The sequence below is a fragment of the Pseudomonas palleroniana genome (assembly GCF_022836895.1).
Classification (GTDB): domain Bacteria; phylum Pseudomonadota; class Gammaproteobacteria; order Pseudomonadales; family Pseudomonadaceae; genus Aquipseudomonas; species Aquipseudomonas palleroniana.
The window spans coordinates 303,210-319,530 of record NZ_CP092411.1 but is presented as its reverse complement, the minus strand read 5'-3'; the positions used below and the strand labels follow the sequence as shown (position 1 = coordinate 319,530).

At 62.3% G+C, this 16,321-nt stretch carries 12 protein-coding genes; all 12 read left to right on the top strand.

The features are described 5' to 3' along the window. The first annotated feature begins 157 nt into the window (after window positions 1–157). Complete coding sequence (locus MJP36_RS01390; protein WP_060755495.1) at window positions 158–568, top strand: MarR family winged helix-turn-helix transcriptional regulator; 411 nt, start codon at window positions 158–160, stop codon at window positions 566–568. Next, a complete protein-coding gene (locus tag MJP36_RS01385; protein ID WP_090367637.1) occupies window positions 565–2,643 on the top strand; it encodes an FUSC family protein in 2,079 nt (692 codons plus the stop codon). The genes MJP36_RS01390 and MJP36_RS01385 overlap by 4 nt, the downstream gene beginning before the upstream one ends. Beyond that, the gene (locus MJP36_RS01380) at window positions 2,640–2,849 is read left to right on the top strand and encodes a DUF1656 domain-containing protein (protein ID WP_060755497.1); all 210 of its coding nucleotides are present in this window, start codon (window positions 2,640–2,642) and stop codon (window positions 2,847–2,849) included. The genes MJP36_RS01385 and MJP36_RS01380 overlap by 4 nt, the downstream gene beginning before the upstream one ends. Further along, window positions 2,846–3,736 carry an efflux RND transporter periplasmic adaptor subunit gene (locus tag MJP36_RS01375; RefSeq protein WP_060755498.1) on the top strand — a complete coding sequence of 297 codons (891 nt, stop codon included), beginning with the start codon at window positions 2,846–2,848 and terminating at the stop codon, window positions 3,734–3,736. Before MJP36_RS01380 ends, MJP36_RS01375 begins: the two co-directional genes overlap by 4 nt. Continuing rightward, window positions 3,733–5,175: an efflux transporter outer membrane subunit gene (locus tag MJP36_RS01370; protein WP_244384704.1), complete on the top strand. Its 1,443-nt coding sequence runs from the start codon at window positions 3,733–3,735 to the stop codon at window positions 5,173–5,175. The genes MJP36_RS01375 and MJP36_RS01370 overlap by 4 nt, the downstream gene beginning before the upstream one ends. 95 nt (window positions 5,176–5,270) lie before the next feature. Continuing rightward, window positions 5,271–5,903 (top strand): hypothetical protein, encoded by a 633-nt coding sequence (locus MJP36_RS01365; RefSeq protein WP_060755500.1) that lies wholly within the window; start codon window positions 5,271–5,273, stop codon window positions 5,901–5,903. Window positions 5,904–6,051: 148 nt separating this feature from the next. Further along, window positions 6,052–7,548 (top strand): YdgA family protein, encoded by a 1,497-nt coding sequence (locus MJP36_RS01360; protein WP_161547590.1) that lies wholly within the window; start codon window positions 6,052–6,054, stop codon window positions 7,546–7,548. Between the two features lie 286 nt (window positions 7,549–7,834). Next, window positions 7,835–10,315 (top strand): poly-beta-1,6 N-acetyl-D-glucosamine export porin PgaA, encoded by a 2,481-nt coding sequence (gene pgaA / locus MJP36_RS01355; RefSeq protein WP_244384702.1) that lies wholly within the window; start codon window positions 7,835–7,837, stop codon window positions 10,313–10,315. A 12-nt stretch (window positions 10,316–10,327) separates the two neighbouring features. After that, a complete protein-coding gene (pgaB, locus tag MJP36_RS01350; protein WP_244384701.1) occupies window positions 10,328–12,325 on the top strand; it encodes a poly-beta-1,6-N-acetyl-D-glucosamine N-deacetylase PgaB in 1,998 nt (665 codons plus the stop codon). Between the two features lie 2 nt (window positions 12,326–12,327). Next, window positions 12,328–13,668 (top strand): poly-beta-1,6-N-acetyl-D-glucosamine synthase, encoded by a 1,341-nt coding sequence (gene pgaC / locus MJP36_RS01345; RefSeq protein WP_104995151.1) that lies wholly within the window; start codon window positions 12,328–12,330, stop codon window positions 13,666–13,668. A 2-nt stretch (window positions 13,669–13,670) separates the two neighbouring features. After that, a complete protein-coding gene (gene pgaD / locus MJP36_RS01340) occupies window positions 13,671–14,159 on the top strand; it encodes a poly-beta-1,6-N-acetyl-D-glucosamine biosynthesis protein PgaD (protein WP_244384700.1) in 489 nt (162 codons plus the stop codon). A 440-nt stretch (window positions 14,160–14,599) separates the two neighbouring features. Further along, a complete protein-coding gene (locus MJP36_RS01335; protein ID WP_244384699.1) occupies window positions 14,600–16,321 on the top strand; it encodes a ShlB/FhaC/HecB family hemolysin secretion/activation protein in 1,722 nt (573 codons plus the stop codon).

The following is a 16,321-nucleotide window of genomic DNA, read 5'->3' as shown; positions in this document are numbered from 1 at the left end:
GCGTTATGTCTATTTCGGCGCAGCGATAATCCAGGCCGCCACCCATCCGCAAATTTGTATCAAAACTTGACGACATTCGAATGATCCACCATATTGATAGTTAGCAAACTAACAGTATGCGAACTATCCAGTGTCCCAAGCCCTCGAACAACTCCAGATGAACCTCAGCAGCAGCATGGTGGTGGGCGCCCGTAATTGGCGCAAAATCTGCCAGACCACGCTGGTGAGCTATGGCATCTCCGAAGCCTGCGCCGTGCCGCTGTTGATGATCGGCCGCCTGGGTGACGGTGTGCATCAAGTCAAAGTCGCCCAGGCCTCCGGTATGGAAAGCCCGTCGTTGGTGCGCCTGCTCGACCAGCTGTGCAGCGGCGGCTATGTGTGCCGCACCGAGGACATTCACGACCGTCGCGCCAAGGCGTTGAGCCTCACCGAGCGTGGCCGTGAGTTGGTGGAAGCCGTGGAAGCGCAACTGGTCCGCCTGCGCCATGACGTACTGGCCGATATTCCCCACAGTGACTTGGAAGCCGCGCTGCGAGTGCTGCGCGCCTTTGAGGCGGCGTCGCTTTGAACGGATTTTTTACCGGCATGCCGCCGGCCCGCGATTGGTTCTACGGGGTACGTACGTTCGCGGCATCGATGATCGCGCTGTATATCGCCATGCTCATGCAAATGCCGCGTCCGTATTGGGCGATGGCCACGGTGTATATCGTCTCCAGCCCGTTTGTCGGCCCCACCAGCTCCAAAGCCTTGTACCGCGCCATCGGCACCTTGATGGGGGCCGCGGCGGCCGTGTTTTTTGTGCCGATGTTCGTGCAGTCGCCCTATGTGCTGGTGGTGGTGATTGCGCTCTGGACGGGCATTTTGCTGTTCCTGTCCATGCACCTGCGTACCGCGAATAACTATGCGTTGATGCTCGCCGGCTACACCTTGCCGCTGATCGCCTTGCCGGTCGTGGATAACCCGCTGGCGGTGTGGGACGTGGCTGAGGCGCGTACCGAAGAAATCTTCCTCGGTATCGCCGTGGCGGCGGTGGTGGGCGCGATGTTCTGGCCGCGGCGCCTGATGCCGGTGTTCGATGGTTCGGTGGCCAAGTGGTTTGCCGACGCCCAGGTCTATAGCCAGCGTTTTCTGACACGCAACGTGGATCCCGAACAGATCAGTACTTTGCGCAGCGGTATGGTTGCCACCTTCAACACCCTTGAATTGATGATCGGCCAGTTGCCCCACGAAGGCGCGCGGCCGCAGACGGTGCGCAACACCAAGGAGCTGCGTGGGCGCATGATCCACCTGCTGCCGGTGGTGGATGCCCTGGACGACGCGTTGTATGCCATCGAACATCGCGCCCCGGAGTTTCTCGAGCGCCTTACGCCTGTGCTTGAAGCGGCCCGCCAATGGCTGGAAACCACCCAGCAAAGCGCGCCCATGGAAAGCTGGCGCGCCCTGCGTGATCAGATCGACGCTCAGCAACCCCAAGGCGACGCGCTGGATGACCGGCACTCGTTGTTGTTCTCCAACGCCCTGTATCGCTTGGCCGAGTGGGTCGACCTGTGGCAGGACTGCCGCAGCCTGCAAGCCGCTATCCAGTGCGAAAGCCAGGAGCCCTGGCGCGCCGTGTACCGCCACTGGCGCCTGGGCCGGCTCACGCCGTTTCTGGACCGTGGCCTGATGTTTTACTCGGCGTTTTCCACTGTCACCGCGATCATCGTCGCTTCTGTGCTGTGGATTTTGCTGGGCTGGACCGACGGCGGCAGCGCGGTGATTCTGGCCGCCGTGGCGTGCAGCTTTTTCGCCTCGATGGACGACCCGGCGCCGCAGATCTACCGGTTCTTTTTCTGGACCGCGATGTCGGTGCTGTTCGCCAGCCTCTATCTGTTTCTGGTACTGCCCAACCTGCACGATTTCCCGATGCTGGTGCTGGCGTTTGCCGTGCCATTCATCTGCATCGGCACGCTGACGGTGCAACCGCGTTTCTACCTGGGCATGTTGTTGACGCTGGTGAACACCTCGTCGTTCATCAGCATCCAGGGCGCCTATGATGCGGACTTCCTCAACTTCGCCAACGTCAACCTGGCCGGGCCCGTGGGCCTGCTGTTCGCCTTTGTGTGGACGCTGATCGCACGGCCCTTCGGCGCCGAACTGGCGGCCAAGCGCTTGACCCGTTTCAGCTGGCGCGACATCGTCAGCCTGACCGAGCCTGCGACCCTGGCCGAACACCGGCATATGGCCGTGCAAATGCTCGACCGCCTGATGCAGCACTTGCCGCGCCTGGCCCTGATCAACCAGGACACCGGCACCGCCCTGCGCGATTTGCGCGTGGCCCTCAACCTGCTCGACCTGTTGGCCTACGCGCCGCGTGTCTATGGCGTACCCCGGGTGTTGCTCAACCAGGTGGTGGAAGGCGTGGGCGGTTACTTCAAGGCATGCCTGAAGGCCGGTGAACGCTTGCCCGCGCCCAGCGGTCTGCTGATGACCCTGGACCGCACGCGCCGCGCCCTCAACGGCCAGGGCCTGCAAGACGAAGACGACACCCGCTTGCATCTGCTGCATGCACTGGCCGGCTTGCGCCTGTCGTTGCTGCCCGGCGTGGAATTTATTGGGGGCAGCGAAATGCAAGCGCCGTTGCCTGATGGAGCGCCTTTATGATCGGTGATCTGGATATCAGCGGGGTGTTCCTGCCCACGCTACTGGTGCTGATGGGCATTACCTATGGGTTGTTCCTGGTGGTGCACGGGCTGTTGAACCGTGTCCACTTTTATCGCCTGGTCTGGCACCGGGCATTGTTCAATGTGGGGCTCTACGCGCTGTTGCTGGGCGCCGTGGACTCACTCAGTCGATACCTGATGACATGAAAAAACCTTTTTTAACCATCGGCCGTGTAGTCCTGACGCTGTTGATCGTATCGTTTGCGGTCGTCGTTGTGTGGCGCATGGTCATGTACTACATGTTTGCACCCTGGACGCGTGACGGGCATATCCGTGCCGACATCGTGCAGATCGCTCCGGACGTGTCCGGGCTGATCCAGCAAGTCGACGTGCGCGACAACCAACTGGTGACCAAGGGCCAAGTGCTGTTCGCTGTCGACCAGGACCGTTTCAAGCTGGCTCTGCGCCAGGCCCAGGCGGCCGTGGCCGACCGCCAGGAAACCCTGGCCCAGGCCCAGCGCGAGTACAAACGTAACCGCGGCCTGGGCAACCTGGTGCCGAGCGAGCAACTGGAGGAAAGCCAGTCCCGCGTCGCCCGCGCCCAATCGGCCCTGGCCGAAGCTCAAGTGACCGTGGACGCGGCCCAGCTCAACCTCGACCGCTCGGTGATCCGCAGCCCGGTCGACGGCTACGTCAACGACCGGGCACCACGTACCCAGGAGTTCGTGACCGCCGGGCGCCCGGTGCTGTCGGTGGTGGACAGCAATTCGTTCCACATCGATGGCTATTTCGAAGAGACCAAGCTCGACGGCATCCACGTCGGCATGGGCGTGGATATCCGCGTGATTGGCGACAACGCCCGTCTGCGCGGGCATGTGCAGAGCATTGTCGCCGGGATCGAGGACCGCGACCGCAGCAGCGGCTCCAACCTGTTGCCCAACGTCAACCCGGCGTTCAGCTGGGTACGCCTGGCCCAGCGAATTCCGGTGCGGATTGCCTTTGATGACGTACCGGCGGATTTCCGCATGATCGCCGGGCGTACGGCCACGGTGTCGATCATCGGTGACAAACCTCAAGACGGAGCCAAGCCATGAAGCAGCTTCTGGCAACCGCTGCGTTGGGGGTGCTGCTGTCGGCCTGCCAAGCGGTAGGCCCGGATTACCAGCTGCCGGAACAATCGGCCGTCAACCGTAGCGACCTGCAAGGACCGCTCGCGGGAGACGGGCACAACGTGGTGTCGGCGCCGGTGCCGGCCGACTGGTGGAAACTCTACAAAGACCCGCGCCTGGATGAGCTGGTGCGTCAGGCCATGGCCTCCAACACCGACTTGCGGGTGGCTGCCGCCAACCTGCAGCGTGCTCGCTACCAGACCCAGGAGGCTGAATCCGCCGGTGGCTGGAGTGCCGGGGTCAAGGCCGAGGCACAGCGCTTGCAGGAGTCCGGCGAGGCGTTTCTGCTCCCGGAAAAAGTCCCGGTGTCGAACATCGGCAGCGTCGGTATCACCACCTCGTATCAGTTTGATCTGTTCGGCACTCTGCAACGCGGCATCGAAAGCGCCCAAGCCAGCGCCGACGCGGCCCAAGCCGCCGCCGATATCGCACGCATTACCCTGGTGGCCGACGTGGTGCGTTCCTACACCCAGGTCTGTGCCGCCAACGAAGAGCTGGCGATTGCCAACGAATCTCTCGACCTGCAGGGCCAAAGTACCCAGCTGACCCAGCGCCTGCGCGACGCCGGGCGTGGCGATGAAACCCAGGTGACCCGTTCGCAGACCCAATACAAATCCCTGCGCGCCGACATGCCGCGCTATACCGCGGCGCGGCAGGCGGGCTTGTTCCGCTTGTCGATGTTGCTGGCCAAGCCGGTGGACCAATTGCCGGCCGGCACCGCCACGTGCGCCGAGCTGCCGCACATCGCCCAGTTGCTCCCGGTGGGCGACGGCGCCGCGCTGCTCAAGCGTCGCCCGGATGTCCGCCAGGCCGAACGCCAATTGGCCGCCGCCACCGCACGGATCGGCGTGGCCACCGGCGCGCTGTACCCGGACATCAGTATCGGTGCCACCGTGGGCACCGTGGGTATTCTGGATGACCTGGGCACGGCGCCCACCAACCGCTGGGGCTTTGGCCCGCTGATCAGTTGGACGGTACCGACCAACGGCGCGCGGGCGCGCATTCACGAGGCCGAAGCCGCCACCCAGGGCGCTCTTGCGCACTTTGACGGTGTGGTGCTTAACGCCATCCGCGAAACCCAGACCGGCCTGGCGCAATATACGGCGCAGTTGCAACGCCGCGACGCCTTGGCCGATGCCGGCGCGTCGGCCAAGGTGGCTTCGGAGCAGACACACCGCTTCTTCCAGGCCGGTCGTGCATCGTTCCTCGCGGACCTGCAAGCCACCCGTACCTACACCGACGTGCGGGCGCAACTGGCGGCGGCGAACACTCAGGTTGCCATGAGCCAGATCGACCTGTTCCTGGCCTTGGGCGGTGGTTGGGAAAGCGGACGAACGCAAGCGGCGCCAGCCAGCAAACCCTGAGCAAATAGCTATGCTTTGACAGGCGGGCCCCCGTGGTTTTCCAACCAGGGGCGTCCGCGGCTCACTGCTCGCGTTTGCTCATGGGGATTCCAATAATGAAAAACCCTTATGCTCCCGCTTTCTGGTGCGTGCTCTTCGCGCTGGTGCTGTTATCGGCTGCCTATTTCTACGGTGTCATGCTCGCGCATCAACTCGACAAGGCCATGGTGTTCCTCGACAGCGCCTGCCTGGTGATCGGCACGTTGTCCATCGGCGTGGTGGCCTGGGCGTCGTACCAAGGCCAACGGGTGAAGCGAAAACTGCTCGAACAGGGTAAGACCCGCGTGGCGATCTGGGACACCAAAGTCGCCCTGCGCCGCGTCGAAACCGTGTTCGACCGCTATTTCTGGGGCAGCTACTGGCAGCCTGGGCGCACCTTCCAGGAAGTCATGGGCGAACTCACCGGCACGCCCCTGGAAAAAAGCCTCGAAGCCCTGAAAAAACAGTGCGTGGTCCTCGACCGGCAGGTCGCCGACGGCAGGCATTGGCTGAAGAACGCCCGGGAACTATCGGACGTGGCCAACCAGATGGCCCGCGAGCGCTACCAGTTGGACTTCTGTGATCCCAAGGTCGACACCCCGGGCAATGCTGTGATCCATCGTGAGTTCGAGGTGCTGGTCTACACCTGGACGGCGCGCCTGAAGAGCTTTGATCACCAACTCGATGAGATCGATATGGAGTACTCCTGAACCAAGTGCGGACTTGATCGCTCTGAGAAAACTGGGCCGTGCGCGGCCGCCAGTGCTAATCTTCCCCCGTTTTCGGCGGGCTTGAGCCAACCCCTGCGGGGTTCAAGGAAGACAGCCCACTTCTCACAGGATTTGATCAGGTCACTTCATGAATAAGCCAGCCGTTGTTTTCTTGGGTCTTGTTGTCGCGATCGGTGCCGTCAGTGCAGGCGGTGCCTGGTACACCGGTAAGCAATTGGAGCCGGTGCTGCAAACCGCGATCCAGAACGCCAACAAGGAACTGCAGACCGCCATGGCCGGCGTCGACGGCAACGTGAGCCTGGAGCTGGTGTCGCTGGAGCGCGGCGTGTTCAGCAGCACCGCGCACTACCGCCTCAAGGGGCAGGGCACGGTATTCGGCCAGGACAACCCGAACCCCGAGTTGCTGTTCGTTGACCATATCGAACACGGCCCCCTGCCGTTCTCGCGCCTGGTCACGCTGAAGTGGCTGCCGGTCATGGCGACCAGTCACTACGCTCTGGAAAAGAACGCCACCACTGAAAAATGGTTCGCTGCCAGCAAAGACGTGTCGCCGCTCAAAGGCGTGGCCAATATCGGCTACAGCCGTTCGGTCAGCGGTAACCTCGAGTTGCTGCCACTGGAGATCAAGGACGACAAGTCCTCGGTGAGTTTCTCCGGCGCCAACCTGGACTTCGACAGCACCGCCGAAGGCCAGAAGGTCAAGGCCAACGGCTACATGAACAGCCTCAAGGTCAGCGCCATCGACGGCAATGGCGAGCCGTTCGAAGCCGAGCTGGCCGGCCTGACCGTGGCCAGCAACCTGCAAAAGTCCACCTTCGGCTTCTACACCGGGCAAAACACGGTTGAGTTGACCGACACCAAAGTCACCTTCGGCCCGCAGAAAGCCGTGCTGACCCTCAAGGGCTTCGAGCAGAAAGACACCAGCGAAACCAAGGACAACAACCTGGCCGGCCGTGTCGACTACAAAATCGACGAGATCGGTTACCAGGGCAAACCTGTTGGTTCGGCAGCCATGGCCCTGAGTATGAAGAACGTCGATATCCCGGCGATGCTGGTGCTGACCAAGCTCTACCAGGACAAGATGCAGCCGGTGCAAGCCGCCGCCGCTGCCGGCCAGCCAGTGCCTGAACTGCAATTGACCGAAGCCGAACAGACCCTGGCTGAAACCAACGTCAACCAGGTGCTGGCCGCCAAGCCACAACTGGCGGTGGAAAACCTGTCACTGAAAACCACCCACGGCGAAAGCAAATTCAACCTGGTCGTGGACCTGGCCAAACCGGCCTCCATGGAGCTGCCGCCGGTTGAACTGGGCAAGCAGATGGTGGCCTTGCTGGATGCCAACCTGACCCTCTCCAAGCCGATGGTGGCGGACGTGGCGGCGTTGCAGGCCCAGGTGGGCGGTGTCACTGACCCGCAAACCATCGAACAGCAATCGCAGATGACGGCCGAAACGGTCAGTGGCGTGGCCGTTGGGTCTCAGTTGGCGACCCTGGTCGGTAGCGACGTAGTCTCCAAGCTGCATTACGCCAACAATGAAGTGACCTTCAACGGCCAGAAGATGACCGTCGAGCAATTCATCGGCTTTGTCATGGCTAAATTCGGCACCGTCAACCGCGCTCAATAACCTTACAGGTTGCGAGCACGGTCAAAAAAATGTGGGAGGGGGCTTGCTCCCGATAGCGGTAGCTCAGCCAGTGCATTGGTGACTGGAGGACCGCTATCGGGAGCAAGCCCCCTACCACCTGCACGGCTAATTCTGAACAATTGTTCCTGCCAGGTCTTTTCCTTACATTTCTGATGGATAGTTCCTACAGGAAAGCTAGGTCGGGTCACTAGACGCCGACACCCTGATGCAAACCGCTCAGGACCACCTATCGTTGTAGCTTTCCGTGTGTAAGGAAGCTCACGACATGCTGCGAAACCTCCCTCTCAGTGCGCCAGGCCGTCTGCGTCTGCTTATCGGCGCCGCTTTGTGCAGCCAGTTGCTCATCCCCGCCTGCGCATTGGCCGATCCGGCCTACGATGCGCTGATCATCCAAGCGCGTAACGGCAACTTCACGCCCGCCCTGACCCAACTGCGCCAACTGCCCGTCGAGCGACAGACGCCGGGGCAGATCAGCGATCACCTGGTCATCGCCGGCTGGGCCGGGCAAGACGCCGAAGTGCTGAAGGTGTACGAAGCCCAAGGCAAACATCGCAACCTGACGACCCAGGCACTGGCCACGGTGGCCCGTACTTATCGCAACCAGAAGCAGTGGCCGCAGGCCCTGGCGGTCTACCAGCAGGCGCTGCTGCGCGAGCCGAATAATGTCGACCTGAAACTGGGCCAGGCCCTGACCCAGGCCGACGCCGGCCAAACCAACGAAGCGCTGTTGCGCACCCGTGCGCTGGTGGCCGCCAAGCCGGATGACGCCAACCGGCGCATGGCCTTGGGCTACGCGCTGACCCGCGCCGGCCTGAACTACGATGCCCTGAATGAGTTCGACAAGGCATTCGTGCTCGCCGGCGACAAGCCTGAGGTGATCCGCGAATACATGGTTGCCCTGCAAAGGGCCCGCTTGCCGGAGCCGGCGTTGCGCCTGTCGGCCAAGCATCCGGGGGTGCTGGACGCGGTGACCCAGCGCCGCCTGGAAGGTGATCTCGCCGCCGAGCGCGTGCGGATGGCCGAGTTCGCCACGCGCAGCGAGAAAGAGCGTTATGTGATCGCTGACCGTGCCCTCAACGATTACGACCAACTGCTGGCCCGTTGGACGCCGGACGCCAGTGCCCATGACGATGTGGTGGGCTGGCGCATCGACCGCCTGGGAGCCCTCAAGGCGCGGGCACGCACCGCCGAGGTGATCCGCGAGTACCAAACCCTGCAAGGCGAGGGCGTGCAATTGCCGACGTACGCCATCCGTTGGGTCGCCGCCGCTTACCTCGACCAGCGCCAGCCGGAAAAAGCCGAGCCGCTGTACCGCCAGGCACTGGCTGCGCCGGATGCCGACCCGGCCGACCGTGTCGAAGACAGCACCGCGCTGTTCTACGCCCTGGTGGAAAGTGACAAAGCCCTGGAGGCCCGCGACGTCGCCAACAACCTGGCCAAGAGCCAGAACCCCCGCCAGGAACTCAAAGGCTTGCCCATCGGCAACCCCAACGACAACTGGATGGACGCGCAACAACTGGCCGCCCAGGCGAGCACCTTCGCCGGGAACCTGCCGGACAGTGAAGCCGGCCTTGAAGCACTGGTGCAAAAAGCCCCCGGTAACGTCAGCCTGCAACTGGCCCAAGCCAATATGTACCGTGCCCGCGATTGGCCGCGCCGCGCCGAGGCGGCGCTCAAGGAAACCGAAGCCCAGGCGCCGCGAGATATCGGCCTGGAAGTGTCCCAGGCCTATACCGCCATGGACCTGCAAGAGTGGCGGCAAATGGATGCGCTGACCGACGACGTGCTGGCGCGCAACCCGGACAACCGCCAGGTACAACGCCTTGACCGTCTGCGTAATGTGCACCACATGGCCGAGCTGCGCGTGGAAGCCTACACCGGCAAAAGCTACGGCGGCGGCAATAATGGCGACGTTGGCGCCGTGACCGGTAGCCGCGACTGGGGTATCGAAAGCGTGATCTACACGCCGCCCATCGATGAAGATTGGCGCCTGTTCGCAGGGGCCGGCTACGCCACCGCCGACTTCAGCGAAGGCACCGGCCAACACCGTTGGCAACGTGTCGGCGTGGAGCGGCGTACCCGCGACATGACCCTGCAAGCCGAGGTGTCCAACCACTCCTACGGCTTTGGTTCCAAACAAGGCGCGAGCGTGTCGATTGCTCGCGACATCAACGACAACTGGCAATACGGCGGCAGCCTCGGCTACCTCCTGGCCACGACGCCGCTGCGGGCGTTGAATGCCGACATCACCGCCAATGGCGGCAGCGGTTTCATCCGCTGGCGTGCCAACGAAAGCCGTGAGTGGAAGCTGGCCGTGAGCCCGTCCCATTTCAGTGACGGCAACGACCGTCTCGAAGCCTTGCTCACGGGCCGCGAGGGCCTCTACAGCTCGCCCCATGTGCAAGTCGACCTGGGCCTGGAAGTCGGCGCCAGCCATAACACCAAGAGCGACACGGTGTACTTCAACCCCAAGTCGGACTTCACCGTGTTGCCCACGGTCACGGTCAATCATGTGCTCTACCACCGCTATGAAACCCAGTGGAGCCAGCAATTCCAGGTCGGTGTCGGTACCTACAGCCAGCGCGATTATTCCACCGGCGGTATCGGTTTGATCGGCTACGGCCAGCGCCTGCTCTGGAACGATGTGCTGGAGGTCGGTGCCAACCTGAGCCTGATCAGCCGCCCTTACGACGGCGACCGAGAACGCGATCTGCGTCTGCTCGTCGACCTCACTTACCGATTCTAGAAAGAGCCGACCATGACCGTCCTCCGCCATTGCTTGTTGATCCTGGGTGTAATGCTGGCCGGCGCCTGCGCCCAGCAACCCGCGCCTTACACCCCGCCCGCCGAACGGCCGATAGCGCCCAACGAAGCGCCGTGGCCGAAAAACCACTTCCTGGGTATTGCCTACCACGACGTTAACGACCGCGACCCCGACCAGGCCGTGGTGGCGGTGCGTACCGAACGTCTGATCGAACAATTGGCGTGGTTGCGCGAGAACGGCTATCAGGCGGTTTCCGTCGACCAGATCCTGGCGGCGCGCCGGGGCGGCCCCGAATTGCCGCCCAAGGCCGTCATGCTCAGTTTCGATGATGGTTATTCCAGCTTTTACACGCGGGTCATGCCGATCCTGCGCGCCTACCACTGGCCGGCGTTGCTGGCGCCGGTAGGCTACTGGATTGATACGCCGATGAATCAGCCGGTGGATTTCGCCGGGATGCCACGGCCGCGCGGAGAATTCCTCACCTGGCAGCAAATCCGGGAAGTGTCCCAGTCCGGGCTGGTGGAGATTGCCGCACACACTGACGCCAGCCACACAGGCATATTGGCCAACCCTCAGGGCAACCTGGAGCCGGCCGCGACCAGCTTGCGCTTTGACCCGGCCACGGGCCGCTATGAAACCCAGGCGCAGTTCGATGCGCGGATGCGTGCCGATATCGCCGCCATCTCGAAAAAAATCCAGACCGTCACCGGCAAGGCGCCACGGGTCTGGGTGTGGCCGTACGGTGCGGCCAAGGGCACTACATTGGCGCTCGTCGCAGAGCAGGGTTACCAGATGGCGCTGACCCTGGACGACGGCATCGATGACCTCGGCAAGCTGATGAACAGCCCGCGCTTCCTCGTCGCCTCCGACCCGGATGGCGAACACTTCGCCAACAGCATCGTCGCGGTACAGACCCCGGCGCCGTTGCGCGTGCTGCACGTGGACCTGGATAACGTGTATGACCCGGACCCGGCCCAACAAGCGCGCAACCTCGACCAGTTGGTGCAGCGCGTGGTGGACATGGGTGCGGGCACCGTCTTCCTGCAAGCCTTCGCCGACCCCAAGGGTGACGGCCTGGTGCGTTCGCTGTACTTCCCCAACCGTCACCTGCCGGTGCGCGCCGACTTGTTCAACCGCGTGGCCTGGCAGTTGCATACCCGCGCCCATGCCAGCGTCTATGCGTGGATGCCGGTGCTGAGCTTCGCCCTCGACCCCAAGTTGCCCCGCGTAACGCGTTGGGATCCGCAGACCGGCAAGGTCGGTCTCGACCCGGATCAATACAAGCGCCTGTCGCCGTTTGATCCCCAGGTGCGCAAGGTCATCGGTGAGCTCTATGAGGACCTGGCGCGCAACAGTGCCATCGACGGCGTGCTGTACCACGATGATGCGGTGCTGTCGGATTTCGAAGACGCCAGCCCCGCTGCGCTCAAGACCTATGCCGCCAACGGCCTGCCCGGCAGCATCGCGGCCCTGCGCGCCGACCCTGCGGTGATGCAACGCTGGACCCGCTTCAAGAGCCGCTACCTGATCGACTTCACCAATGAACTGACGGCCAAGGTCCGCGCCATTGGCGGGCCGCAGGTGCTGACCGCGCGCAATATCTTCGCCGAGCCGATGCTTAACCCGCCAAGCGAAGCCTGGTTTGCGCAGAACCTCGACGACTTCCTCCAGACCTATGACTGGACCGCGCCGATGGCCATGCCATTGATGGAAGGCCAAACGCAGAAAAACTCCAATGCCTGGCTGGAGAAACTGGTTGCCACGGTCAAAGCCCGCCCCGGCGCGCTTGAACGCACGGTGTTCGAGCTGCAAGCCAAAGACTGGCGTACTCAAGAGGCGACCGACATCGACGGTGCGCAAATGGCTGAATGGATGGGGGTACTCAAACGCCAGGGGGTCAAGAGCTTCGGCTATTACCCGGACAACTTCCTGGAAAACTCACCGGACCTGAAAACCGTGCGTCCGGCCCTTTCCAACCAGTGGAATCCTTGATCATGTTCGACAGAATCCTGGCTTTATTCGTCCTGGCGCTGGTATTGGGCGTGCCCCTGGGCTTGATCTTCCTGGTCACCGGGCAGTTCCTGATGGACTTCGTGTTTTTCTACCCGTTGTTCATGTCGGGGCTGTGGATTGCCGGCGGCTTGTACTTCTGGCTGCATTGGGAGCGCCACTGGGCCTGGGAGGAAGACACCCCGGCGCCGACCCTGGCCGGCAACCCGATGATTTCGATCATCGTCCCTTGCTACAACGAGGGCGATAACGCTGCCGAGACCATTTACGCGGCGCTGGACCAGCTGTACCCGAATATCGAAGTGATCGCGGTCAACGACGGCTCTAGCGACAACACCGCCGCCGTGCTTGACGCCCTCGCTCTGGAAAACCCGCGCCTGCGCGTGCTGCACCTGGCGCAGAACCAAGGCAAGGCCGTTGCTCTGCGCATGGGCGCCGTGGCCGCCCGCAGTGAATACCTGGTGTGCATCGACGGCGATGCGTTGCTCGACAAAAACGCTGCCGCCTACATGGTTGCGCCAATGCTCGACAACCCGCGCCTGGGCGCCGTGACCGGCAACCCGCGCATCCGCACACGCTCCACCTTGATTGGTCGGGTGCAGGTGGGCGAGTTCTCTTCGATCATCGGTTTGATCAAGCGCACCCAGCGCGTGTTCGGGCGGATCTTCACCGTGTCGGGGGTGGTGGTGGCGTTCCGTAAAAAGGCGCTGGACCGCATCGACTACTGGAGCACCGACATGATCACCGAGGACATCGATGTCAGTTGGAAGCTGCAGCTCGACCACTGGGCCATCTTCTACGAGCCTCGTGCCCTGTGCTGGATCCTGATGCCTGAAACCGTCGGCGGCCTGTGGAAGCAGCGCCTGCGTTGGGCCCAGGGCGGCGCCGAAGTGCTGTTCAAGAACATCCGTGGCATCTGGCAATGGCGCCATCGTTACCTGTGGCCGCTGCTGTTCGAATACTGCCTGTCCACCGGTTGGGCCTTCACCTTCCTGCTCTCGGTGATTTTCTGGGCCGTGGGTAAATTCATCGTGCTGCCACCGGCGATTGCCGTGGACTCGCTGGTGCCCCCGGCGTTTACCGGCCTGGTGCTGGCGATGGTGTGCCTGATGCAGTTTGCGGTGAGCATCCTGATCGACCGGCGTTATGAAAAAGACCTGTGGAAGACCCTGTTCTGGACCGTGTGGTACCCGATGGTGTTCTGGCTGGTCAGCTTGTTGACCACGCTGGTCAGCTTTCCCAAGGTGTTGTTCAAGCAACACCAGAAACGCGCACGCTGGGTCAGCCCGGATCGCGGTATCAAACCCAGCCCAGAGGAGGCGTGAGCATGAAACTGGTCAGAACCCGGCAAAACGCCGTGATGTGGTTCATCGATGTGCTGCTGACCCTGGCGGCTTGGGCCGGTCTGATCTGGCTGCTGGCGCGCGGCATGAGCGCCATGCTGGAAACCCATGGCGGCCCACGCCTGGAAGCGCCGATCTTCGCCGCACTCAATACCTTGCAGGTGTACCTGTGGATCGCCGTGTTCAACGCGCTGATCCTGATCAGTTGGGCGCGTTACCAACAACGCAAGGGCCGCAAGTTCGCCCAGCGCCGCGCCGAGGCGAATGCCCTGAGCGACAAGCTTCTGATTGAGAGTTTCAAGTTGGGCGAAGGCGACCTGGAACAATTGCGCAAGCCGGGTGTGCTGGTGATCCACAACGACGAAGAGGGTGGCGTGGGGGAAGTGAAGCCCCACGTGTCCCGTGACGTGGAACGCCCGCCATTGACCCTAGTGCCCGGCCAGCCAAAAGACCAAGGCGCCTGTAACATGTAGGAGCGAGCTTGCTCGCGAAAAATATCAACGATAACGTGGGTTGCCTGAATGAGCGCGGCGCCCGCGAGTTTTTCGCGAGCAAGCTCGCTCCTACAAAAAAGCGGTGGGGGCAGTCGGTGGATGAATCCGATAAATGGGATCCAATTCACACTATACCCGCGAACTTTTCCCCAAACCCTCGCACTAACCTAACGCGCCAAGAGCTTAGTGGCCTAATAATGGCAACTAATCGGTTCTTCGCCTTATCGCCATCAAAAAATCAGCCACCTGTCGGAATAATCCTTCACGGTATCGGCATGTTTGTTTTTTGATAGGTTTTAATTGTTATTAATCAATTGGTTGTGGGTTTAACGCGGGCGAATGTGCAACTGGCCCAGTGTCTTTGAACGCTGGAAGTTCGATGTTAATTTGCCGCCCCTTGATTTTTCGATGGATCGAACATGTCTTTGTTACCACGGACTCGGTATTTACTGTGCACTGTCTTGCTCGCCTACTTGAGCCTGAACAGCGCCACCGCCGCCCCCACGCCGGGCGATCAAGACTTGATCCGCGACCGGCAGAATCGCCTGCTCGAAGAGCAGCAGCGACGCCTTGAAGAACTCAAGGACCTGCCCGGCAAAGAGACCAAGCCCCAGGCCCCGGCCACGCCTGCGGACACCCGCTGCTTCCCGATCAAAGACATCGAACTCAAGGGCGCCGACAGCCTGTCTGCCAGCGACCGCACGCTGCTGCTCAAACCCTATGTCGGCCAATGCCTGGGCGTCTCGCAACTCAATGAACTGCTCAAGGTCATCACTGACTATTACATCGCCAAAGGCCGCGTCACCAGTCGCGCCTACCTGCCGCAGCAGGACCTCTCCAGCGGCCACCTCCAGGTGTTGGTGGTGGAAGGCAAACTCGAAGCGGTGCGAAGCGCAGCCGGCAGCAACGTCACCGAACGCGAACTGGCCATGGCGTTTCCCGGCAAGGTCGGTCAAGCGCTGAACCTGCGCGAAGTCGAGCAATTGGTGGACCAGCTCAACCGTCTGCCGTCGAAACAGGCGCAAATGGAACTGACCCCCGGCCAGCAGATCGGTGGCAGCGACGTGGTGGTCAAAAACACCCCACAAAAGCCCTGGCGCGCCAGCCTGTCGCGCAATAACGACGGGCAACGCAGCACCGGTGAACAGCAATGGGGCGCGGGCCTGGAGTGGGACAGCCCGCTGGGCCTGGCCGACCAACTGGTGCTGCGCGGCGGCCACGACGCCATCAGCGACCACCAGAAGACCTCGAAAAACAGCATGCTTTATTACAACGTGCCGTGGGGTTGGTGGAACTTCAGTTACACCTACAGCGAGAGCGATTACCGCGCCATTGGCTACTCCGACACCTTCAAGTTCAAGCAGTCGGGCGACAGCCAAAACCATCAATTGCGTGCCGAACGGGTGATCCACCGCGATGACGTCAGCAAGACCTCGCTCAACGTCGGCCTGGCTCACCTGCGCACCAACAACTACATCCTCGATAGCCGTGTCGACGTGAGCAGCAACCGCCTCAGTGAGTTGCAGTTTGGCATCAACCACGGCCGACGCATCGGCAACGCCTTCGTCAACGTCGACCTGGGCGTGCAGAACGGCATCGGCGCCTTTGATGCTCAGCGCGACGACCAGCATCGCGATCAGTTCGGCAACCTCACGCCTACCCCGGATTACCGCAAATACACGGCCACCGTCAGCTACTTGCAGCCGTTCAGCCTGTGGGGCGAGTCGTTCAGTTTCACCAGCCTGGCCACCGGGCAGCGCAGTGAAGACGTGCTGTTCTCGCCGCAACGCATCAGCCTCGGCGGCTCGTCGTCGGTGCGCGGTTTCAAGGACCAGCAACTGTCCGGCGACAGCGGCGGCTACTGGCGCAATGAAGTGCGCTGGGCGCGCCCGGTCACCCTTGAATGGTTGCGCCCGGCCTTCGCCGAATACGGCACCAGCCTCGGTTACGACCAAGGCGTGATTCGCAACGACCGATACAACGGCGACAACCACGGCCGCGTCTCAAGCAACTCCGTGGAGCTGTTCGCCCGCGGCAAATACGTCAGCACCAGCGTGACGTTTGCCCACTCGTTGGAAAGACCGGGAGTAGTAACCGAGCGCGAAGCGCCGATCTACTTCCGCATGGACTTCTTCCTGTAA